Annotated in this window: 11 protein-coding genes; 7 read left to right on the top strand and 4 right to left on the bottom strand. The window is 66.3% G+C overall.

The features are described from left to right. Nucleotides 1-39 precede the first annotated feature (39 nt). Entirely contained in the window at nucleotides 40-2,772 is a 2,733-nt protein-coding gene (locus BLQ63_RS04110; RefSeq protein WP_091028962.1) for a helix-turn-helix transcriptional regulator, read from the bottom strand. 271 nt (nucleotides 2,773-3,043) lie between these two features. Here BLQ63_RS04110 and BLQ63_RS04105 point away from each other — a divergent pair, with 271 nt between their 5' ends. Together BLQ63_RS04105 and BLQ63_RS27650 are read left to right on the top strand one after the other, a co-directional pair. Continuing rightward, nucleotides 3,044-3,568, top strand: coding sequence for a GNAT family N-acetyltransferase (locus tag BLQ63_RS04105; RefSeq protein WP_091028960.1), 525 nt, complete (start codon nucleotides 3,044-3,046; stop codon nucleotides 3,566-3,568). A gap of 3 nt (nucleotides 3,569-3,571) precedes the next feature. Continuing rightward, complete coding sequence (locus BLQ63_RS27650) at nucleotides 3,572-3,934, top strand: hypothetical protein (protein WP_143014760.1); 363 nt, start codon at nucleotides 3,572-3,574, stop codon at nucleotides 3,932-3,934. Nucleotides 3,935-4,016: 82 nt separating this feature from the next. Here the strand turns inward: BLQ63_RS27650 and BLQ63_RS04100 are convergent, their stop codons facing one another. Further along, nucleotides 4,017-4,514 (bottom strand): HAD domain-containing protein, encoded by a 498-nt coding sequence (locus tag BLQ63_RS04100; protein WP_091028958.1) that lies wholly within the window; start codon nucleotides 4,512-4,514, stop codon nucleotides 4,017-4,019. A gap of 316 nt (nucleotides 4,515-4,830) precedes the next feature. On the opposite strand from BLQ63_RS04100, the gene BLQ63_RS04095 reads away from it, so the two are divergent. From BLQ63_RS04095 to BLQ63_RS28240, 3 genes are all read left to right on the top strand, one after another. After that, the gene (locus tag BLQ63_RS04095; protein ID WP_091028955.1) at nucleotides 4,831-5,262 is read left to right on the top strand and encodes a hypothetical protein; all 432 of its coding nucleotides are present in this window, start codon (nucleotides 4,831-4,833) and stop codon (nucleotides 5,260-5,262) included. A gap of 181 nt (nucleotides 5,263-5,443) precedes the next feature. Further along, a complete protein-coding gene (locus tag BLQ63_RS04090) occupies nucleotides 5,444-5,998 on the top strand; it encodes a hypothetical protein (RefSeq protein ID WP_091028952.1) in 555 nt (184 codons plus the stop codon). A gap of 451 nt (nucleotides 5,999-6,449) precedes the next feature. After that, on the top strand, nucleotides 6,450-6,617 hold the full coding sequence (locus BLQ63_RS28240) for a hypothetical protein (RefSeq protein WP_177154785.1): 168 nt from the start codon (nucleotides 6,450-6,452) through the stop codon (nucleotides 6,615-6,617). Between the two features lie 196 nt (nucleotides 6,618-6,813). Here the strand turns inward: BLQ63_RS28240 and BLQ63_RS04080 are convergent, their stop codons facing one another. Continuing rightward, on the bottom strand, nucleotides 6,814-7,797 hold the full coding sequence (locus BLQ63_RS04080) for a hypothetical protein (RefSeq protein ID WP_091028945.1): 984 nt from the start codon (nucleotides 7,795-7,797) through the stop codon (nucleotides 6,814-6,816). Between the two features lie 11 nt (nucleotides 7,798-7,808). Then, entirely contained in the window at nucleotides 7,809-8,528 is a 720-nt protein-coding gene (locus BLQ63_RS04075) for a hypothetical protein (RefSeq protein ID WP_091028942.1), read from the bottom strand. A 2,006-nt stretch (nucleotides 8,529-10,534) separates the two neighbouring features. Between BLQ63_RS04075 and BLQ63_RS04065 the strand changes: the two genes are divergently transcribed. Both BLQ63_RS04065 and BLQ63_RS04060 read left to right on the top strand, forming a co-directional pair. Next, a complete protein-coding gene (locus tag BLQ63_RS04065) occupies nucleotides 10,535-16,468 on the top strand; it encodes a LamG domain-containing protein (RefSeq protein ID WP_177154784.1) in 5,934 nt (1,977 codons plus the stop codon). Nucleotides 16,469-16,488: 20 nt separating this feature from the next. Further along, the gene (locus BLQ63_RS04060) at nucleotides 16,489-23,214 is read left to right on the top strand and encodes an RHS repeat-associated core domain-containing protein (RefSeq protein ID WP_177154783.1); all 6,726 of its coding nucleotides are present in this window, start codon (nucleotides 16,489-16,491) and stop codon (nucleotides 23,212-23,214) included. Nucleotides 23,215-23,244 lie beyond the last annotated feature (30 nt).

The raw sequence follows: 23,244 nt of genomic DNA, 5'->3' as shown, positions 1-23,244 counted from the left end.
CGGCTTCGGGCGCGGACTACCGGCACCGGGCGAGGAGGGTCAGGCCTCGGCGACGAGGTCGGCCAGCTCGCTGCGGGCGGTGACGCCGAGCTTCGGGTAGGCCTTGTAGAGGTGGTGGCCGACCGTGCGCGGACTGAGATAGAGCTGCGCGGCGATCTGCTTGTTGGTGCGCCCGGCCGCGGCCAGGTGCACCACCTGCAACTCCTGCGGCGTGAGCAGGGCGAGGGTGCCGGTGCCGCGATGCTCGGTCCTGGCGCCGCCGAAGGCGGCGAGCTCGCCGCGGGCGCGTTCGGCCCACAGGGTCGCACCGACGCGTTCGAATCCGGCGACCGCCGCCTCGAGGTGCGCCCGGGCCTCGGTCCGCCTGCGCTGGCGGCGCAGCCATTCGCCGAAGACCAGCCGGGTGCGGGCGTGGTCGTACGGGCCGCCGTACCGCTCGTGAAGGCGCAGGCCCTCGACGTAGAGCGCCTCGGCCTCGTCGTCGTCCGCCAAGAGCGCGCGGCAGCGCAGCGCGAGCCCGGTGGTGACCGGCCGGTCGACCTGCCCGGCCCAATGCGCGAACTCCGCCAGCGCTTCGCGCGCCCGGTCCGGCGCGCCGCTGCGCACGGCCGCCTCCACCAGGTCGGGCACCGCCCGCATCGGCACGTCGCGGCGGGCGGGGCCGCGGCAGACCCGCTCGAGTCCCTCGAGCGCCGTCTCGAACCGCCTGGCGGAGAGGTCGAGCATCGCCAGGCCCCAGGCCGCGATCTCCGCGTTCACCAGGTGCCGGCTCCGGGCGTCGGGAAGCACTGCGGCGGCCAGATCTCGGCAGCGGGACTCCTCACCCGACACGGCGTGGAGCCACACCTCCACCGACCGGTGGGCGAGCTGCTCGGTCGAGTTGCCGAACTCCGCGCCTATGGCCGCGCCTTCCGCGACGTTCGCGCGGGCGTCCGCGAACTCGCCGCGGAGCAGCCGCGCCACCGCGAGCACGTTGAGGATGTAGGGGACCCAGCCCAGCGCCCCGGTCGCCCGCACCTGGGCGAGCATGGCCTCGGTCACGGCGATGACGTCGTCGTCGGCGCCGATCAGGAGCCCGCCGACGGCTGCGGTCATCCGGTGCGTCAGCTCGAAGTCGTCACCGCGTGCGGCGGCCAGGAGCTCGCGCGTCGGGCCGACTGCCGGCTCCGGGCGTCCGGAGAACAGCTCGTCCCACCCCAGCAGCGCGGCGACCGCGATCGCCCAGCGCCGGGGCGGGGTGCACTCGCGCAGCAGGTCTGCGGCGCGGCTCAGGAGGTCGTGGGCCGCGCCGTGCCGGGCGGCGTGCACGGCTTCGTAGAGCGTGAGCGCGGCGTGCTCGGGGTCGGTGTCGCGCACCAGGGCGGCGGCTTCGATCGTCAGTTCCGCATCGGTCCGCGGCGAGGCGCGCTCGTAGGCCACGGCGCCCTGGGCGTAGATGGCCTCGGCGCGGATGCCGGGGTCGGCGGTCAGCGAAAGGGCCTCGGCCGCGAGCCGGGCGGCCCGGTCGGGTTTGCCCGCGTCGAACGCGGCCTGGGCGGCCCTGGCGATCCGCCGGGCCTTCAGCCGGGGGTCCACGCTGAGTCGACCGGCGCGCTCGTAGGCGACGGACACCGCCATCGCGCCGCCGCGGTGCCGGGCGCGCTCGGCGGCGCCTTCGAGTTCGACCGCCACCGCCTCGTCGGGAACGGTCGCGGCGGCGGCGAGGTGCCAGGCGCGGCGGTCGGCGTCCGCGTCGTCCATCAGCGCGTCGGCATACGCCCGGTGCGCTTCGACGCGTCGGTGCAGCGGCTCGCCCCGATAGGCGGCCGCGCGCACCAGCGGGTGCCGGAACGCGACGCGGGCCTCGACCCGGACCAGGGTGGCGCGCTCCGCGGGCCCCAGGTCGGCGGCGCCGCCGCCGAGGGCCTCGACCACGCGCAGGACGATCTCCAGTGGAGCGGTGGAGTCCGCCGCGGCGACCAGGAGCGCTCGCCTCGTCGCGTCGGGAAGTTCCGCGATCTGGCGGCGGAACAGTTCTTGGACGCGGACGGGAACCGGCAACGTGCCGACCGTTCCGGCCAGGTCGGACATGTCGACGTCATCGGCCCCGCGCCGGATCGATCCGAGCTCGATGAGCGCGAGCGGGTTGCCGGCGGACTCCTCGAGGACGCGGGCCCGCAAGGGGTCGGCCAGATCCGGCGCATGACCGTCGAGCAGCCGGGCGGCGTCGCTCGCCGAGAGGCCGGACAGCGGCATCGCCTCGATGCCCGGAGCCTCGAACGGCATCGACGTCTCGCGCACCGCGAACAGCATCGCGACCGGGTCGGCGTCGAAGCGGCGAGCCGCGAAGAGCAGCGCCTCCGCCGAGCCCTGGTCGAACCACTGCAGATCGTCGACGACGCACAGCAGCGGGGCCTCCTCGGCCATGTCCGCGAGCAGCGCCAAGGTGCCGGCGGCGATCATGAACCGACTCGCCTCACCGCTCTCGGCCAGTCCGAAGGCGCCGCGCAGCGCCGCGGACTGCGGCCCCGGCAGCGCCTCCAACCGGTCCAGATGCGGAAACAGCAGCTGATGCAGGCCTCCGTACGCCAGGTTGGAGTCGGATTCGACCCCGATCCCGCGGAGCACCTGGAAACCCTCGGATTTCGCCACCGACACCGCACGGTCGAGCAGCACCGACTTCCCCACGCCGGCCTCACCCCGCACGACCAGCGCACCACTGCGCTCGGCACGCGCGTCCGCCAGCAGCCGTTCGATCCGCCTTCGCTCGTCGTCTCTACCCACCAGCGACATGCGGCCACGATATCCCGCAACACGAGCCCCAGTCAGACCCCGACCCGGGTCCAAAAAACGGCCCGCAGCGGAACTCCGCTGCGGACCGTTTCAGCCAGTGGACCTTGCCCTCGCTTATTACAACTCGAAACCCCAGGTTGGCACGCCTGCGGCGGCTGGTGACGGCGATCGACGCCCGAGACCGGCACGAACCAGTACCTCGTCCTGGTGACGTTCACACCGGCCGGCTAATGCGTTGCGGCCGGTCCGCCGCCGTGGCAGCATTCCGGCCATGACGCCGACCCTGCTCACCAACCGCCTCGTCCTCGAACCGTACGTGAAAGCAGACGAGGAGGACTTCGTCGCGCTCTTCAGCGATCCGCGCGTCGCACGGTGGGTCGGCGACGGCCCCGAACCCGAGGAGGCGAACCGGGCGCTGTTCGGCCGCGTCTTCACCAAGGTCTACGCCACCGGGGCCTTCGACGTGTGGGCGGTGCGTGAGAACGGCGCTTATGTGGGCCATGGCGAGATCAAACCGTCCGAGGAGACCGGTGGCCACGAGTTCGTCTACATGCTCGCCGAGCACGCCTGGGGCCGCGGCCTCGGCACCGAACTGGCCGCAGCGATCTGCGCCTACGGCTTCGAGACCCTCGGGTTGGACGAGGTCGGTGCCACCGTCGCCGACCAGAACACCGGCTCGCTCGCGGTCATGGCCAAGCTCGGCTTCGAGCACGTGCGCGACAAACCCGAAGACGACGGGCACGTCACCAAGGTCCTCACACTGAAGCGACCCAGCTCCCAGAACCCTGCTGTGTAGGGCGTGCGCACGCACCATCCACTGTATATATATCCGGTTGTGGGCCTTTCGGTTGCTTACTACAACTCAAAATCCCAGGTCAAGTCCATGCTGGCCCGCGTGCAGGACCTGATCTCAGGTGTGACGGCCCGCGACTGGCGCGAACCGGTACCTCAATTGTCCCAACTCGCGCTGGCCTGCCGCAACGGCAAGCCTCGAGCTATCCGGGACCGCTTCTCTCCGGAGGAGTACCGGCGCTTGGTCGAGGCCGCCCGGGCCGGGACATCCAAGAAGGGCCTGGCAGCTGAATACGGGATCAGTCGCCGCAGTATCGATCGGATGCTGGCTGTGCGGGGCTCTTCTGACAACGGACTGCGGGCCGCCTGATCAGGGTCGGAGATTCGGTGGGCTCGTGTGACTGCAAACCGAGTTCGGGTCGCGCCCGGCAGGAGAGCCTGCCGGGCGCGATTCATGTTGCCTTGAGCCATGCGTGGATGGTTTTCAGGTCGGCGTTGGTGATTCCTTGAGCGGCTTCGACGCGGTGGAGGAGGGCGCGACCGGGATGGTGTGTGTTGACCCAGTTCTCATCGGCTTTGGTGATTTCGTCGTCGACCCAGGCGAACGGGCGCCCGGCTGCCCATGCGACCAGGGTGCGGGTTTTCCAATGCAGGTTGCACCACTGGTCTTCGAGTTCGCCTTCAGGTGTGGGCTCGGGCCAGTGCACCACCTGCAGCGGTGGTAGCCCAAGCCGAGGCGCTACCTCGGTGTTCGCTTCGTTTTCCCAGGTGGTTGCCCATACCAGGCGGCAGGGTAGTGCTGCGAGCCGAGCCCCGGTCTGCGGGTGGAGCCGTGCAAGATAGGAGTCTGATGTGGTATCGAGGGGTGCTTGCTGTTGGTGCTGTCCGAACGGGATCAAGGTCCCGTCCACGTCGAGAAACAGCAGCGGTCCTTTGCTGTGATCGGTCATGTCGCGGTCATTGTCAGACAGTCCACGGGAGTTGCCAGGACCGAGGGGTGGGGTGCGGGGTGGCCTCCTTCCGGTGGCGGTGTCGGAGCCGCTCATGCGGCTTGGGCGCGAAGTCGGTGAGCGCGATGTCGCGGTGGTGGTCACTGGTCTGCTCGACCGCCGGCGACCAGCCGGCGCGGTGTGCGGCCGTGGTGGAGGGGGTGGGTCACGGCTCTGCCGAGTTAAGAGTTGAACCTGTTCGGTCTTGGGCTATGCTCAGTCAGAAGTTTTGAACCTGTTCAATTTGTGAATCCGCGCCCCCGATGTCGGAGGTTCCATGTCGGCTCCCCTCCCCCGCTTCCCGTTCCGCAGGTTTGTGAAGCGCTTTGTATCATGGTCTGTCCTGAATACCGGGATCATCACGTTGCCGTTGATCTCCCTGCTGGCCTTCGCTACTGGCGGACCTGACATGCCCGAAGTGGTGCTCATGCTGGTGTTGTCGGGATTTGGCAGCGTTTTGGGAATCGTCCTAGTCGTACTCCCGTCCGCGTTCTGCGCGGAGTCGCGTCTCCGTCGAGGCTTCGGAGAGCGGATGCACTCCGTCCCCTATATCGCGCTGATCCTGTATGCCCTCGCGGCCATGGCAGTGACCGGCATTTTCTTCATGGTCTTGTTGGTTCTCCAGTCCGTAGGCGTTGTGGTGTTGCACGTCCTGATGATGCGGCACTACCGCAAGACGGCAACAGTCTCAGGCGCAGTCGTGAATTGAGGTCGGTGTGCTCGGCTGCCGTCCAATAGCCCGCCACCATTTGGCATGTTTATCGGTGGCGGGGAGGATTCGGATCGGGTCCGACCTGGATCGCTCCTGGTTCCGCAGGGGCGAGGGCGGGGGAGTGGCGAACGGTGGGAACCGAGTTGACGTTGAAGTACCGATCGCGCATGGTTCTCATATGGATGCGTTGGCTCGAGCCTGCGAGGACTACTTCTACGATTTCGATCCCTGGATGGACGTGCCTCTGGCTGCCGCTGAGTCCCTGAGCGCGGGTTTGATGTCGCAGGCCTTGATCGACCTCGCGTGTCTGCGGCGCGATGACCGCTCTGAGATCTGTGCGCTCGTCCCGCAGGTCTTCGCCGAGCTCGGGCGGGCGTTCCCTTCTGGGCCCGCTGCTGCTTTCGCTCGCGCCAAGGAAGTGGCTCAGGAATGCCTCGGCGGCAGGCTCTCGCTCGAAGAGGGCGTCGCTCGGCTAACGAGGTTCCTCATGAAGGAGCCTTCCTGCGGCGACACGTACTGCCACGATTACGGTGACATTCTCGTCTTCCAGGAGACCCACCATGCGCTGCACTGCCAGCGGTGCCAAGCGGCGGGGACGATCCCGTATTACTTCCCGGACAATGATGCCGCTATCGCTGCGTTCCTCGAGTTCCTGCAGGAACTCGCCGACAGCGACCACGACTGCCGCAATACGGGCGCCGTCGGCTCGAGAGTCCGTGAAGATTGGGCATAACCACTCATAACCTAGCGTGGATCATTTGAAATGAGGCGTAACCGTCTGAATGTCCGGGTTATTTGGTTAGTGGACCTTAACATTGCTTACTCCAACTCATCACCGCAGGCCACGGCCAGGTTGGTGCGCGTACGGGACGTCATTTTGGCGGCCGGGGCCCCGGAACGACACCAGACTGGTCCGCAAGTCTCCGAGCTGGCCGCTGCCTCCCGCAACGGCCAGCCCCGCGCTATCCGCGACCGCCTGGACCAGGATGACTACCAGCGGCTACTGACCGCGGCCCGGGCCGGCTACTGCAAGAAGGCGCTGGCTGCTGAGTACAGGATCAGCCGCCGGAGCATCTATCGGCTGCTGGCCGTTTGAGGGGGCGACACGGCACGGTCGCTTCCTCGGAATGTGAGGACTCTGGGGTTACGGTCGGGCGATGTCAGGACATGACCGCAGGATCAGGGTGCGCGGCGAGCGCCGCGAGACCATCGATGCTCATCGCATTGCCGGGGTTCTCACCCGGATCGCCAAGACCGAGCGACTGCGAGCCCAGAACCTCGCTCCCGATCCCGAGGCGATCGACCCGGCCGTGGGTTCGGTTAAGACGGTCTCGAATCGCGCCGAATGGTAGGTGAGCGGGGCTGATCGACGTCGAATACGGGGGACCGGCAACGTCGGGGACGGGCAGGGGAGGGCGATGCTTCATTCAATGCCAGCGGTTAGCTCGTTGCCATCCCTGCCGTACGTCTCCTGAAATCGCAAACCAGTCGTTCCCGATGAGTTCAGGACGTACGGGTCCGTGACATGACCCGGGTTCGTCACATAGCTCAGACTATGACGGTCACGGGTGCGTGGGCCGGGTCGGTGCCGCAGTGGAAGATCTGGAGGTCGGCGCCGCGGCCGATGACGATCTCGACAGCGTCCTCCACGCGATCGCCGTCCTCAAGGGGCATCCAAAGGGGGTTCGACGAGCCCCATCTGCGAGTTGCAGCGGTCAACAGCGGTTTCGCTTCGGCGCCGCATTCGCAGCGCACGTCGAAGGCGTCGATCAGCATCCACATGGTGCCGTGGCCGTTCGCCTTCCATCCCGGCGCCAGTGCGAGTTCGCGATACCCGAAGTCGTCGGTGACACGCTCATGCGCCTCGATGCGGCCGGCAAGGTCAGGCGGGAGGAGACCGAAGTCGGGGTATTCGGTGACTGGCTCCGGGGCTACCGTGCAGGGGTTCGGAACGTAGTCGGCGAAGCCCACGAGGGTGTCTGCCGGCGGGAGCGCGGCAGTCATGGGCTGATCGGCAGTGTTGCGCCAGCGCAGGTGGACCGCGGGCTGGTACTCCTCCGCGTGGTCGTAGGGGCACCACAGCACTTGGAGGAGGTCGAACCGGTTGCCCAGCGGCAGTCCGGGGACGTCGCGTGTGAACAGCTGCGCAACGGGAAGGAGTGCTGCCGGTTCGGCCTGGAGTCCGGTCCGCCTGGTGCGATCGCTTTGAATTTCGTTGAGCAGGTCGAGGAGGGTCCGGTCCTCGGTGGTGAAGTGGGGCGGGCCTGCGCCGTCGGGGCTCCAGGCCCTCGCTATGGTGCGGCGATATGCCGCCACTTCATCCAATGTGGCGAGTACGTCCCATTCGTGCGCGCCATCGCAGGTCGGCCAGGGCTCGCTTTCGGGCCACAGCAGTGGCCCGCCGATGGAGGACTGGTAGGCGGTCGGCTCGCCCCGGCGCGGATGCAGACGGACTGCAGTGCGGGCGAGCGTCGCGAGTTCGGGCCAGAACGCGGCGACGTCGACGGGTCGGGGCGGCGTGGTGAAGGGCATGTCGAAGTTCCTCAGCAGTCTGGCGCGGGTGTGATGCTGAATTGCATGTTGAGGTAGGTCTCGGTCGAGCTCAGCGAGGTCGCAGTCAGGTGTGCCGGGCAGACGGTTTCAAGGACCTGGACGAGCCCTCCGCCCGAGTCTTCTCCAGTCAGCTCGAGAGCCCATGCGAAACGTTCGGCACCTGCCGCTTGGTCGGCGCCGATGATCGCGGCCGCGGCCCAGCAGGTGTTGAGGAAGTCCTCGGCAGTGCTGGTGCGTACCCCCAGCGCGTGGCAGGTGAACCAAGCGACCTCGCCGCCTTCGAATCCGACGGCGGCGAACAGGGACGCGCCTTCCTGCCTGCCTTGGCCGGCATAGTAACCGTCGATGTCGGGGCCGAAGCTGATCAGGTCGCGCGGCCGCTCGGTTGCAAGCGTCTCATCCTCGGGCCAGGTCAGTGTGAAGCCGCTGAAAGCGGCCTTCCATTCGCTGATGCCGGTTTCGGTCGGCAGCGAGGACCGAGGCTCCTCGCTGAAGAGGTCCACGAAGCCGGTGTCGTGTTCGACGATGTAGTCGCGGTTCGCTGCGAACCAGACGGTGGTGGCGAGGAACAGGAACGCGAGCGCCAGGACGTTGGCGACGAACTTTTTCGACTCCCGCGGGGAGAAGTAGAACCGCACGAGCGCCAGCGCGATGCATGCGCCGGTGAGGGTCAGACCCACGGGGAGCGCGTGTTCGGCGATGTACCTCATGTGCGATCCGGACGGAGCAGGGACGGTGTCATGGGCGCAGTGGGGCTTTCCAGTTTTGGGGTTGAGGGTGCGGTCAGTATATGGCCGATCTCCGCATGGTGCGCAATAGTGAACCTCCGGATACCGCTCCGAGTGAGCCGAGCGGGTAAGCCGGTCTGTCGTTGTGCCCCAATCGCGCCGCACAGTCGTCCCGGTATCGAAGACTTCCCCGCGGGCTCTAGTCCGGGTCCACGGCATGAGCACAGCGCCGATGTTGTCGCCGGGCCAAGAGGGCGAGGGCGAACACGACGAGAGCGCGGCTGATCTCGGCGCGGTGCTCGGCGGGGACTCCTCGCAATGCGAGCGTTGCGGTGAAGGCGGTTACTAGTGCAGGTAGCGCGAGGGCGATGTCGATCCAGGGTCCGAGCGAGGAGGTAGGCATTCCTCCTGGATATCCTCGCGGCCATTGCTTGGCAATAGCAGGAGCGACTTTCGTCTTGGAGCCTCCGTGACGGAAGGGCCGTTTCGGAAACTCGCTGGTCGCGGGATCGAGACCGCTCTCGACTTCCCGCGTGGCTCTGATCACACTCTGGATCCTCGCGCCGTCACGGAGTCTCGTCGGCCGGGGTGGACGCGCTGCGCCGGAAGGCCGATCGTGCTCTATTGATGGTGTCGGCTGCGGGTCCGGGTGCGGCGCCGTGGGTGTTGAGTGGCGGCTGCAAGGCGGCGATCAGTCGTGTCTCGACTGGTTTCGGTGATCCAGTTCAACTGCAGGTGATGGTGCATCCATTCGGTCAGGCGCACCTCATCGCTCGGTATGAGCATGACCCGGTCGGTCCGCTGAGTCTGGTAGCCCTTGGTTTCGAGGAGGAGACCGGGGCCCACCATGCGTACAGGCCCGCTTCCGAAGGCAGTCTGGGAACTGCCGTATCAAGGGGGACCGGGGGTGTTGCGAACGTGCTGAGTTCGTCCACCAGGCCACAGTACCGATTCGAACGCAGACACGAGCCCCCACTTGACGCTCTGCTGTATCCGAGTTGCGGGAGGGTGCACGCACTCAGGTGCAGACGACTGCGTTGGGTCTCGGTCGACCTCTGGGTCGACAAGACCCAGTACGATCCCGCGCCTGCGCATGAGGGCCGGCCACTGGTCGACGGCAACTACATCGACAACGACGACGTATACGCCGGCGTCATCCTCTTCACCCGCGATGGGTACCTGCGCTCACTCGAAATCCATTCCTGGCTCGAGGACCCCATACGCCAGTGGCCTGACCTCAGCCATCTCGACATCGCTCCTTCCCATCACCAGTAAATCGCGGACCCATGCGAAGGCAACGATCAACTGCCGACCCTTTACGCGCTCTGCAGCGTCCTCATTTCAGCGGCCATCTCGAGCGCTATCGGCGGGCTGTGGCAATGCACCATACGTCGATTGGCTCGCGCCACTGGCCCCGACGATGACTGGCTCGTGCTTCATTCTGCCCATAAACGAGGATTACCGGCACTCCAAGTGAATGGTTATTGGCAAGGCCGAGGCGGCTGCCTCCGGAAGATTGACAGATCCTGCGAGACGAGGAGTGCATCCTGGCGCGGGCCAACGTGGTGGCTGGACTCCAAGCACCCTCCACGTTGGTTGAGAGCACTCAACTGTGCTAGAGTGTCGTGAATCACAGTTTTCGAGTAGGTCGGTCGACGCGGGCTGCCTCTGCTGCGGGAACGGGTTTTCGGTTCGATGATTTCGGGCAGTGGGGCGGCGCGGGATTCGGACTCGTCTGTATGGATTGTCCATATTGCGGTATTAACCGGTTGTGGTCGCTTGTTGACAGTCCGATCGAGGATGGATAGTGTCACGCTCGGTTCTGAGTTGAACGCTCAGAACTGCCTCCCCCAGTTGACTAACTGAATTCGGTATCACCCATGCCACATAATCCCCACGCTCCCCTCATCGTGCCTGCAACGCGTGATCTGAAGCGGGTTGCGCAGCGCGCTGGAGTCTTGTCTGTTGCGTCGGCCCTGGTCAGTTCGATGCTGCTGGTGGAGACCGCTGCCGCCGAGATCGCACCGGATTGCAGTGGTGTCGACGAGGCCGGTTTCATCGTCGGTTCCGAAGCTGAGGCGCTGGATCTGGCGGCTGCTTGCGATCACCCTGTGGAGGTCGATTCGCTGCGGAGCGAGGCGGCCAAGTTCACGGCCGAGACCGATGGGTCGATCACGGCCGAGGTGTACGCGTCTCCGCAGTGGACCACCGACGACGGCGGGGCGTGGATCGACATCAATCCCGAACTAGTGTTCGGCGATGAGGGTCTGGTCGAGGCGGCCGCGGTCCCGGGGAGTCTCGTGGTGTCTTCGGGAGGTGACGCGCAGCCGCTGGCGAGCTTGACGACCGAGTCCGGAGAGACGCTGGACTTGTGGTGGCCCGAAGCGCTCCCGGCTCCGGTCTTGGGGGGGCCGCAGGCCCGGTATGCCGAGGTGATCGCGGGGGTCGATCTCGTGGTCGAGACCGGTGCTACCGGGTTCGCCTATCGGCTTGAGGTCAAGACCGCTGACGCAGCCCAGGATCCGGCATTGCAGCAGATCGAGGTCGTGCTCGGCGGGACGCTTGAGGTGACGCAGGACTCGAGCAGTGGCGCGCTGACTGCGACCGATCCGTCGACTGGGGAAGCGGTGCTGACGGCGTCGAACGCGCTGATGTGGGACGCGTCGGTTCCGGCCTCGGCAGATGTTCCGGCGGCCGGACCGACCCAGTCCTTCGCCGAGTCGCTCGCCCAGTCTGACACCGGTTCGGACGCCGACCCTGGGGATCCGGGCCGGGTGGAGCACATGGCGCTCGCGCTCGATGGCGACGCGTTGACCATCACGCCCGATGCGGCGATGCTGGCTGATCCGGAGACGGTGTTCCCGGTGGTGCTCGACCCGTCGTTCGAGTCGACGAACTGGGCGTGGGCGACGGTGGGCAGCGACGCTTATGCCGACACGACCTGGTGGGACGACGCGGCGTGGCCGCGCTCGGGCGGCCTGCGCATGGGCTTCAACGGCTGGGCCGCACCCGGGGAAGAGGGCTATGGCGTGTGGCGGTCGATGATCCGCTTCGACCTGCGCTCGCTCGAATACGCCGCCGTCAATTCGGCGGTGATGTCGCTCGACATCAAGCACACCGGCGGTTGCAACTCCTACCCGCTGGAGCTGTGGCAGACGAATATCGTCACCAAGGGCACGACGCCGACGTCGTGGAACTCGACTGCGGGGAACTGGTTGCACGGCGCTCCGCTTGACATGCAAACCGTCCAAAGTGCCAATGGCTCGGGAGGTTGCTCGGAGGCTTATCCGGTGCGTTCGGTCGCCTTCGACTCGGATGACTTGACCTATCACGTCAACCGGCACGCCAATGAGCCGTACCAGTCGATCACGCTTGGATTGCGGGCCTCGGATGAGGCGAACCGGGAGCAGTGGTTCCGTGCCGACGTGGCGACGGCGCACCTGACGATCTCATATGTGCCCACGATGGCGGTGCCCTCGGACTTGACGATGGACGGCATCAACTGCCTCGCTCCGGAAGGCGCGCGGGTGACCGGTTCGCAGCCGACGCTGTCGGCGGTGCCGCACTTCTCGGATGCGGCCTCGACGGCGGGCTTCGAGGTCCGCGATGCGTCCGGTGCGACTGTGGCGCAGCATGTCAGTGCTTCGCCGGCGGTGTCCGGCCAGGCCTACAGCTGGCAGGTGGAGACGCCGTTGCCGGATGGCACCTATGAGGTGCGGGCGCGGACGACGACCTCGGACCAGGCGACGAACCGGTACACCACCTGGTGCTCGTTCGGGGTCGACTCCACCCTTGATGCGATCGAGGAGGTTTCGGTGACGACCTTGACCTGCCCGTTCGATATCACCGGGCTCGACCCGGCAGTGGACACGCTGGAGGCTGAGACCGAGGGCGGGGCGCTGCTGCTGGCCGAGGCGTGCGGTATGGGCGTCGTCGTCACCGGGCTGCAGGACTACAGCACCCGCGTGGTCGCCAACCCTGAAGGGACGCTGACCGCTGAGGCCGGCGCGGTCCCGGCCTGGGCACCGGACGCTGAAGGCGCCTGGACTGAAGTCGACACGACCTTCACCGAAACGGCCGACGGTGCGATCACCACTACCGCGGCGGTCTCCGACATCGCCGTCTCCTCAGGCGGGACGGACCCGTTCGTGACTGCGACCTCTCCTGAGGGCGGCTCGATCGCCCTGTCGTGGCCGACCGAACTGCCGGCCCCCGTCATCGACGGTGACACGGCGACCTTTGCCGAAGTTCTGTCAGGTGTCGATCTGCAGGTGTCGTCGAGTGCGGACGGGTTCACATACGCGCTCGTCGTCAAAACCGCCGAAGCGGCCCAGAACCCCGAACTTGCGTCGATCGAGCTGGGCATCGAATCCGAGGGCCTGACGGTCGCGCAGGATGCGGCGACCGGTGAGATCACCGCGACTGACACCGCCGGGGAGGTCGTGTTCTCGGCGCCTGCGGCGTACATGTGGGACGCCTCGGTGGTCCCCGACCCGGCGGCCGAGGCGCCCGTGGCGGAATCCTTCGCCGCAGCCGAGGAGGAGGTCCCCGACACGGTTCTCGGCGAGGATGACACGATGCCGGGCCTGTACGCCCCGGTCGAAGTCGACCTGAGTTCGACCACGCTCACCGTGATCCCGGATGCGGCGCTCCTCGCCAGCGAAGATGCGCAGTTCCCGATCACCATCGACCCGCCGTTTGTGGGCAAACGGCAGGCGTGGGCGAACATCTTCGAGTCCCGTCCGAGCTCGTCGTGGACGAACGACAAGGACTGGCCCCGCTCCGGCGGCATGCGGGTCGGCCTCAACTGGTGGTCCAGCTGCGCACCGGATGCCTGCGGCCTGTGGCGGTCGGTGGTCCGGTTCGGCATCGGCGACCTCGAAGACCGCGACATCTTGACCGCGAAGGTCGCCATGACTCAGACCCACACCGGCAGCTGCGGCTCCACCAGCATGGAGCTGTGGGAGGTGAACCGGAAACTGTCGAACGGCACGCACTGGAACTCGATCACCAGCTCAGATCCGAAACCGGAGCACCTGCAGACGAAGTCCGTGGCGTCGTCGAACACGACGGGTTGTGCCACCGACTACCCCGACCGCGACGTCAACTTCGACGGCTCGGACATCAAGACCGAGCTGCAGGAGAATGTGACTGCGGGCCGGGACTGGATGTCGTTCATGGTCCGCGCCTCCGATGAGGGTGACCCGTACTCATGGCGGCGCATCGACATCAAATCGGTCGAACTGCAGGTCACTTACAACCGGGCCGCCACGGTGCCGACCAGCCTGCAGACTAACCGGCAAAGCTGCGTCACCTCCGGTTGGACGGCCGCCTCGTGGACGTCGGAGGTCCAACCGCTCTTGTCGGGTGTCCCGCATGATGCGGACGGCAAGACTGGCGCGAAGTTCGAGGTGCGTCGCAACGGCTCGAACGCGAACATCCTCACCTGGGCTACCAGTCGGAACCAGACCGACAACATCCGCATCCCCTGGACGGTCCCGAAGCAGTACGCGCTCGGGACCGGTGAGTACCGGTGGCGGATGGCCTCCCTGGACGACTATAAGAACGGAACCGACAGCGCTTTCAGCTCCTGGTGCTATTTCCGTGTCGACACCACGGCGCCGACCCCGCCGAAGGTTGAATTGATCAGCCCCGCCGATCCGCAGGCCGGCGACACCGTCACGTTCAAACTGACGGCTACGGATACGCATTCGGGACTCGCGTCGTTCGCCTACGGGGTGGGAACCGAGGCACTGGGAGCCCCGGTTACGGCGACCGGAGGGACGGCGACCATCGAGGTCACTGCGCCCGCCGAGGGCGGCCGGGTGTGGTTGTGGGTGAAAGCCTTCGACACGGCCGGCAACGCCTCCCAATTCACGCAGGCGGACTTCTATGCGCCATTGAACTCCGGACTCCAGCCGGTCGCGGCCTGGCGGCTCGACGGCGACGGGTTCGATGACGTCAGCGCCGTCGACCTCAACGGCGGTGCTGCGAACCTGGACCTCGGGCTCGGCCGCACCTCGGGCTGGGTCGACTCGGATGGTCAGGCGCCCCCAGGGCAGGCGATGCTGTTCGGCGGCGCGGACTGCGTCTCCACTGCCGGACCGGCAGTGAACACCAGCGCCCAGTACACCGTGGCCGCCTGGGTCCGGCTCGACCAGGCCGACACCAACATCCGCACGATCTTCTCCCAATCAGGCGCCAAAGGCACCGGGTTCGCACTGCGCTACCGCGGCACCTCGGCCGAGTGGGACCTGATGCTCACCCACGCCGACGACGGCAACGGCAACAACGTCACCCGCGCGGCGTCCACGACCGACCCGGTCGTGGGGGAGTGGACGCACCTGGCGGTGACGGTCGACCCGGGGGCGAAGGTGATCCAGCTGTGGGCCAACGGCGTCCTTGAAGCGACGCGGTCGTTCACTCACGAAGCGTGGAACGCGACCGGACCGATCAACATCGGCTGCTCGGGTTCCACCAGTCCGTACAAGCAGTCCGGGTATTTCATCGGCGCCGTCCAGCACGTCGCGATCTGGACCGGCCTCATTACCGGGGATCAGGTCCAGACCGTGATGGCCGGAGACCTCCCGGCAGGGCTCGCCGGTGAATGGCTTCTGCGCGAGAACGGCATCGACACCTCGATGCAGGCCAACCACATGACCGTCCCGGAGACCGGCGCGACCTGGGTCGAAGACCAATGGGGACGAACCGCATCTGCGGCCGACCTTGACGGTGCTGCCTGCGTGACCGCAGGCGACTCAGTTGCGAGCCTTTCCGAAGGTTCCTTCTCGATCGGGGCTTGGGTCAAACCCGATGCGGTCAACGCGACGAGTGAGCAGACCGTCGTCGCCGAACATGGCGGTGAATACTACAAGTTCAAGCTGCGGATGTGGACCGACGGGAAGTGGGGCCTAAGCCTCGGCACCGGTCCCACTGGAACCGGCGCCCAAAACGTCACCGCCACAACAACGGCGACACTGAACGAGTGGACGCATCTCCTTGCAGTGTATGACGCCGCTTCTTCGACGGCGAGCCTTTACATCAACGGGGTATTGGATGCGACCCGGACACTTACCTTCGAACCGTGGCAAGGCACCGGGAAGCTCAACATCGGCTGCCGCGGCACCCAGAGTGGCGTGGCCGGTGGCGGGCTCTTCAACGGCACCATTTCTCGGGTGCAACTGTGGCGCGGCGCTTTGACGGCCGAGGAAGCGACTGGCGTCTACGGCGGCAACCCTGCCGTCGAACGCGAAGGAAACTGGACGCTTGACTACCGGAGCCTGGCCGACCTCCAACAGGGCCACGATCTGACCGTCACCGGTGCGCTCAACACCGACTACAAATGGGGGCGCAGCGCTTCCAACCGCGGCAACAGCGCTTTGGAGTTCCTGGGAGCCGCTGGCTGGGCGCAGACTGCTGGCCCGGTGGTGGCGACCGACGCGTCGTTCACGATTGCCACCCGTGTCTATGTCAATGCGGATGCGGACGCACCGGAGTACCAGACGATCCTTTCTCAGGGCGGCCAGGAGAAGGTCGGGTTCAACCTGAACTATCAGACGGACCAGACCACATGGGAGGGTCGATTCCAGTTCGCGATGCCCTCAGCCGATACCGCCACCAGCGTGACCTGGCACAGCCTCCAGTCCAGCCAGGTCATCGAGACCGGTAAGTGGTACCACGTTGCGGTTGTCGTCAATATCCCGGCGAAGACGATGACCATGTACGTCGACGGCGTCGCCTCTGCGACCGGGACTGGCACCGCAACCCCGTGGGATGCGGCAGGTCCGCTCTACCTCGGCGTCTACGGACGTTTGAACGGGAACCTGGTCCAACCCTTCAACGGGCGGATCGACAGTGTCCAGGCATGGACTTCCACCCTCGATCCCGATCGCATCGGCGACCTGTCCCGCACCACCGGCTGAACCCCCACCCCTCGTCGCACTTGGAGTTCTCGACCATGACTCGCCTTCGGTCATCCCTGGCCTCGGACGGCACCTGGCTGCGTGACAGACGACTTGAACCGCGTGCGGTATCACGCTTCGCGATCGCGATGACCGGTATCGCCGCTCTCGGAGCAGGTTTGCTCGCCGTCGCGCCGCTCATGCCCGAATACGGCTCGCCCACGGCCGAGATTGAGGCCGAGGCACCGGTCGCTGCCGAGGAGTGGGAACCCGGAGACACGGAGTGGGCTGACCCCTCCGAAGACCAGCAGTGGACCCCTGGCGAGGACGCGGAGAACGTCGCTGCGGCGCTAATCGTCGAAGCTACCGGTGGCGCGGAGGCGGTACCGGTCAAAGATGAGACGGTAGCGGCACTCGGCATCAGCGGATTCGCCGTCGAGGTCGCCGCGGCGGGGCCCGGCGCCCGAATCGACGTCGATTACGGTGACGCCGAAGCGGCCTTCAGCCCCGGCTGGGACGAGCGCGCGAGCGTCCTGCGCCTGCCTGCATGCGCGCTGATCACGCCCGAGGCTGACGGCTGCCTCGATGCCGAGCACATCGCGGCCGACATCGACACACAGGCCGACACCGTCGGCATCGACTTCGAACAGACCAGTCTTGCGGCTGCGGCCGCTGCGGAGCCGATGGTGCTGGCGGTCGCTTCGACGGCTGCCGACACCTCGACCGGGGACTTCTCCGCGACGAAACTGGAGTCCATCGGGTCGTGGGAGGCCGGCTCGAACACCGGTGCGTTCACCTACTCCGTGCCGATCAGCGTGCCGCCAGCCGAAGGCCCGATCCCTGAGATCACCCTCGCGTACAACTCGGCACTGCACGACGGGCGCACCTCCGGCAAGAACAACCAGGCCTCCTGGGTCGGCGACGGCTGGACGTACGAGCCCGGGTATATCGAACGCACCTACACCGCCTGCTACGACGACACCGGTTCGGGCGCGAACAACGGCGAGAACGACTTCACCGCGGACCAGTGCTGGGACGCCGAGTCTGACCACATCACCGTCTCCCTCAACGGCGTCAACGCCACGCTCCTGAAAGATGACGACTCCGGCACCTGGTATGTCGATTCCGGCCAGGCGTGGAAGGTCGAGCCGCTCGGCGCGACCGCCACCGGCTCGTCGGCGACCAGCGAGTACTGGAAGATCATCACCGAAGACGGCAGCGCCTACACCTTTGGCTCCACCACCGGCTCGCGACTGACGGTTCCCGTGTTCGGCAACCACACCGGCGAACCCTGTCACGCAAGCGAGTTCAAGGACTCAGGCTGCGCCCAGACCTACCGGTGGCTCATCGACAAGGCCGTCGACACCACCGGGAACATGGCCCGCTACACCTACACCACGAAGACCGGTGCCTACGGCGCCGCCGGCGATGAGGACAACCGCACCGCCTACGGCCGCGAAGCCTACCTTTCCACCATCGAGTACGGCCTGCGCGAGGGCGACGCCTCGGTTGCCGCGACCGGGAAGGTCGTCTTCACCGTTACCGACCGATGCCAAGGCGACTGCTATAACGCCGAGAACGAGCCGATCGAGACGGCCTGGCCCGAAACGCCATGGGACTTGCACTGTGCCGAAGCGCCCTGCACCACCCAGTTCTCCCCGGTGTTCTTCGACACCAAGCGCTTGACTAGCATCACCACGCAGGTGCGTAACGGTTCGACCTGGCGGGACGTCGATCGGTGGAGCCTGGACTACGAGTTCAAGACCTACGGGTCGGAGAACCAAGTCGTCCTGTGGCTCAAATCGATTCAGCAGACTGGCAAGACCGGCACCGACATCGCCTTGCCCAAGGTCGAGTTCGGGGGTTACGCCCTCGCCAACCGTGTCGAGGCTGCCGACCGGATACAGCTGTGGCGCTGGCGGATGTCCTCGATCAAGACCGAGACCGGCGCGGTGATCTCCATCGGCTACTCCGAGCCAGACTGCGCCACGCTCCCCTCGAAAACCGAGAACACGCACCGGTGCTTCCCGGTCCTGTCCAAACCGCGCGGGCAGGCCGAGACCGTCGAGGACTGGTTCCATAAGTACGTCGTCACCGAGGTTACCCAGACCGACCCCATCGCCCAGACGCCCTCAGTGTCGACCTTCTACGAGTACGCGACCACCGGTTCCAGCACGGGAGTCTTGTGGGCGTGGGACGACTCCGCCCACACCCGCAAACCGGAGCGCACCTATAACCAGTGGCGCGGCTTCGCCCAAGTGACCACGCGTCTCGGCGATCCCGATGCGGGCCCGCAAACGGTGACCGCCACCCGGTTCTACCGCGGCCTCGACGCCCAGCCGCTGCCCGATGGTGCCGAGCGTGACGTCATCCTCACCAGTCTCGACGGCATTGCTGTCACCGACCATGAAGCGCTCTCGGGCGAGGTGTTCGAGGAGGTGACTTACAACGGCACCCAGATCATCCAAGGCGCCGTGACCCGCTACTGGACCTCCATGGCCGCCAGCCAGGACCACGATGGCGGTTCCTATGAGGCATGGCGCACCGGACCCTCCCGAGAGGACACCCGCCGCTGGCTTACCAGCGACACTTGGCAGCGCACCCGCACCGACACCACTTACGACTCCATCGGCCGACCGACCGCCGTCAGTGTCCACGGCGACACCGCCAAGACCGGCGACGAGATGTGCACGCGCACCTGGTACACCGACGCGGCCACCGCGAACATCTACAGCCTGCCCTCGCGCGATGAGACCGTCGACCACGTCTGCGACGCCACTACGAGCGGTCCCGGCGACATCCTCACCGCCAACCGGTACTACTACGACCACCACACCGGCCTCGATGACGACCCTACCGACGGCCTGCTGACCCGCTCGGCCGTCCTCGACTCCTGGCCCGCAGGCGGCACCGCCCGCTACGTCGACACGACCGTCAACACCTATGACGCGATCGGTCGCGTCACCGAAACCGTTGACCCCGCTGGCCGATCCACCACGACCGCCTACACCCCGAGCGGCGCGGGGCCGGTCACGCAGAAGACCACCAGCAATGACGCCGGGCACGCCACCGTCACCCTCCTCGACCCCGCTTGGGGTGTCGAAACGAAGATCACTGACCCGAATCAGCGCGTCACCGAGATCGCCTACGACGCGCTCGGGCGCACCACCAGTGTGTGGGAACCCGGCCGCACCCGTGCCTCCGAGACCGCTTCACGCACGTTCGCCTACAACGTCTCGGCCACCGCGCCTTCGACCGTCACCACCGAAGAGCTTGGCCCTAACGGGAACTACATCACCACCATCGAGCTCTACGACTCGCTGCTGCGGCCGCTCCAGACACAGACCGACACCATCGAGAACGGCCGCCTGCTCACCCTCAACCGGTACGACACCCACGGCCGCATCGAGGAGACCCGCGGACCTGACTACAACAACCAGGCTGCGTCCACGACACTCGCTGTGGTCGAGCGCGGCGCCTCCTCCAACCGGGTCGAGATCACTTACGACGCGGCCGGACGCCCCACCGTCCAGGCGCAGTTCCGCGGGCAGGAGGAGCTGTGGCGCACCACCACCGCCTACGGCGGTTCCACTGAGGGCTACCAGATCACCGTCACCCCGCCCGAGGGCGGCGCCGCGACAGCGACGATCGAGGACGCGTTCGAGCGCACCGCCGAGTTCCGCACCTTCCATACCGGCACCCCCACCGGGGGATATGACACCCTCGTCTACGACTATGACCCCCTCGGGAAGATCACCGAGATCACCGACGGCGTCGGCAACACTTGGTCCTGGACCTACGACCTGCAAGGCCGCACCGTCGCCTCGACCCACCCCGACTCCGGCACCACTCTGGTCGAGTACAACGACGCCGGCCAGATCACCGCGATCGACGACGCGAGAGAGGAGACCGGCCAGCAGGCCTCCGGCGAGCTCACCATCGAGCTCACCTACGACGACCTCGGCCGCCTGACCGAGCGCCGCGACGGCACCGGGACCCTTCTGGCGTCCTGGAGTTACGACACCGCCGAAGGCGGCATCGGCCTCCTTGCCGCATCGAACCGGCACCTAGGCGACGACGTCTACACCGAGACCGTCACCTACTACGACGAAGGCGGACGCGTCGGCGAGACCGAGATCGCCATCCCTGACGCCGAAGGCGGCCTCGCCGGGTACTACTACGTCTCCCAGGCCTATCACGACAACGGGCAGCTCCTCGCCCGCGGCTACTCCCCGGCCGGTGGGATCGGCACCCAGGATCTCTTCTACTACTACGACGAGGTCGGCAACCAGACTTCGCTCCTGTCCGAAATCGACGGCGACGCCGTCGCCGTCGTCGACGACGCCACCTACACCCCCTACGGGGAGATCCAGACCCGACGCCTGAACTCCAGCTACAACAACAAGTTCGCCTACCAGGGCTACGACTACGAGGAGACCACCCGACGCCTCGAACGGTTCACCTTCGACCACCAGACCACCGACCCCACCGTCGCCGACCTCCACTACACCTACGACGACGCCGGCAACATCCAGTCCGTCGCCGACCTCCCCGCCGACGACGCGAACCGGTGGGAAACCCAATGCTTCAACTACGACGGCCAGCAGCGCATCACCGAAGCCTGGGCACAAGAAGGCGACGCGGCCTGCACCGCCACCGGTGACCAGGCCACGCTTGGCGGCCCGGCGATGTACCACAACACCTACACGTACGACGCGTCCGGCAACCGCTCGACCGATTCCCTTCTGCTCACCGGCAACGGTGGCGAGACCCGCACCTACACCTACCCCACGCCAGGCAGCGCTAAGTCGCACGCCCCCACCCAGGTCGCTTCCGAAGGCGGCACGATGTCGTACTTCACCTACGACGCGGCCGGGAACCTGCTCTCACGCGATGTCGGCGGCAGTCTCACCACCTTCGAATGGAACACCGAAGGCCACAACACCTCCACCAGCAACGGCGACCTGCAAACCCGCATGGTCTACGACGCCGACGGCGCCCGCGTCATCCGCGATGACGGCGACACCGCCACGCTCTACCTCCCCGACACCGAGATCGTCTGGGACAAGGAAGCCGGCACCCTTGACACCACTCGTTACATCCAGCACGCCGGGGCCGTGATCGCCGCCTGCAAGGGCAACTCGATGGACCTGTGGCGCTGGGTCGGCGCCGACCCCCACGGCACCGCGACCCACTCCGTCAACGCCGTCTCGCATTCCGGCGAGAACGTCCGCTACTTCGACCCCTTCGGCCTGACCCGAGGCGAACGCAACGGTGAATGGTTCGGCCAGCAAGGCTACGTCGGCGCCACCGAAGACCCCACCGGGCTCCTCCAAATGGGCGCCCGCACCTACGACCCCCAGTTCGGCCGCTTTATCGAAGTCGACCCCCTCCTGGTCGCCAACGACAAGCAGCAGCTCACCGGATACGTCTACGCCGCCAACAACCCCATCGGCCTCTCCGACTCCACCGGCATGTTCTGGGGCCTGGACGACATCGGGGAGGCGGCCGGCGATGCCTGGGGATCGGTCAAGGACGCCGCCGGAGCCGCATGGGACGCCACCAGCGACTTCGCCGTCGACGTCTGGAACGGTGAATACAACGCCGAGATCGGCGGCATCCTCGCCGGTGCAGCCGTCATCGCCGGTTGCGCGGCCATCGGCGTCGCCACCCTCGGCATCGGCGGCCTCCTCTGCGCCGCCGGAGCCGGAGCCATCGCTGGCGGCGTTACGTCGGCCTGGAACGGTAACGACACCGACCAAGTCATCCACGACAGCCTGGTCGGAGCACTTTGGGGTGTGGCCGGTTGGGGCGTTGGGTGGGCGCTTTCCCGGCTTGCCGCCCCCGCTACTGGCTCAGTAGCCGACGACCTCCTCCCCGACGGCTCAGCGCCCTCCGGTCCAGGAAGAACATCAAACACCAGTTCAGCAGGGGCCACATCATGTAACAGCTTCGTTCCTGGAACTTCTGTCGTCATGGCAGACGGAACATACAAGCCAATCGAGGCCGTGGCTGAAGGAGAATATGTTCTCGCAGCGGACCCGACCACCGGCAAAATCGAAGCTGCCGAGGTTGAGGAAACGACGGTCACCCAAGAAACCGATCGGGACCTCATCTCGATCGTTCTTGGAGCGCCTGCGGAGGAGCCTGATGGTGAGGAGATCGAGGCGACTGCCGGTCACTCGTTCTGGGCTGCAGCGCCTGAATCAGCACCATCCGCCGACGATGCTGCGAAGTGGATAGCGGCGAGAGATCTGGAAGTCGGATCTTGGCTGCAATCCAGCGATGGAACCTGGACCCGAATTGTATCCCTTGAGGAACGTAGTGAGGAGACCGAAGCCAGGAACCTCGCAGTTGATGGATCGCATACGTACTTTGTGACGGACGGGGTCACTGATACCCTGGTTCACAACTGTTCATTGAGTGAGCTCGCAAAGAGCTGGGTGAATCGTACATATAGGGTTGCGGGTGACAATTACACTCTGAACTGGAATGTAATGAAACATTTTCTTCAGAGGCACCATCCGAGCTACTATGCTGGCGGTCCAAAGGCTATCCAGAGCTTTCTTCCGGGAGGTACGAGTGTTGGCCAGATTAAGAGCATCATCGGATCCGTGCTCGCGCAGAATCGTGGGTACATTAGCCGCTTGGGAGGGTACGGGAAGTTTCAGTTGCCGCCGACCACGATCGGCGGCAACACATTTATCGTGTCGATTCAAAGAAGTTCCAGGTATGGATTCACAATTTCCCAGTTCTACATGAAGTGAACTGTGGCCTGGGGCGTCGAGGTAAGTGAG

It is taken from the genome of Glycomyces harbinensis (assembly GCF_900101745.1).
Classification (GTDB): domain Bacteria; phylum Actinomycetota; class Actinomycetes; order Mycobacteriales; family Micromonosporaceae; genus Glycomyces; species Glycomyces harbinensis.
This window is presented reverse-complemented; position numbering and strand designations above follow the sequence as displayed.

What these genes read in the sequence shown, in the direction of transcription:
- BLQ63_RS04110 (WP_091028962.1), bottom strand. Translation starts at nt 2,772, where the DNA reads ATGTCGCTGGTGGGTAGAGACGACGAGCGAAGGCGGATCGAACGGCTG.
- BLQ63_RS04105 (WP_091028960.1), top strand. Translation starts at nt 3,044, where the DNA reads ATGACGCCGACCCTGCTCACCAACCGCCTCGTCCTCGAACCGTACGTG.
- BLQ63_RS04100 (WP_091028958.1), bottom strand. Translation starts at nt 4,514, where the DNA reads ATGACCGATCACAGCAAAGGACCGCTGCTGTTTCTCGACGTGGACGGG.
- BLQ63_RS04095 (WP_091028955.1), top strand. Translation starts at nt 4,831, where the DNA reads ATGTCGGCTCCCCTCCCCCGCTTCCCGTTCCGCAGGTTTGTGAAGCGC.
- BLQ63_RS04090 (WP_091028952.1), top strand. Translation starts at nt 5,444, where the DNA reads ATGGATGCGTTGGCTCGAGCCTGCGAGGACTACTTCTACGATTTCGAT.
- BLQ63_RS04080 (WP_091028945.1), bottom strand. Translation starts at nt 7,797, where the DNA reads ATGCCCTTCACCACGCCGCCCCGACCCGTCGACGTCGCCGCGTTCTGG.
- BLQ63_RS04075 (WP_091028942.1), bottom strand. Translation starts at nt 8,528, where the DNA reads ATGAGGTACATCGCCGAACACGCGCTCCCCGTGGGTCTGACCCTCACC.
- BLQ63_RS04065 (WP_177154784.1), top strand. Translation starts at nt 10,535, where the DNA reads ATGCTGCTGGTGGAGACCGCTGCCGCCGAGATCGCACCGGATTGCAGT.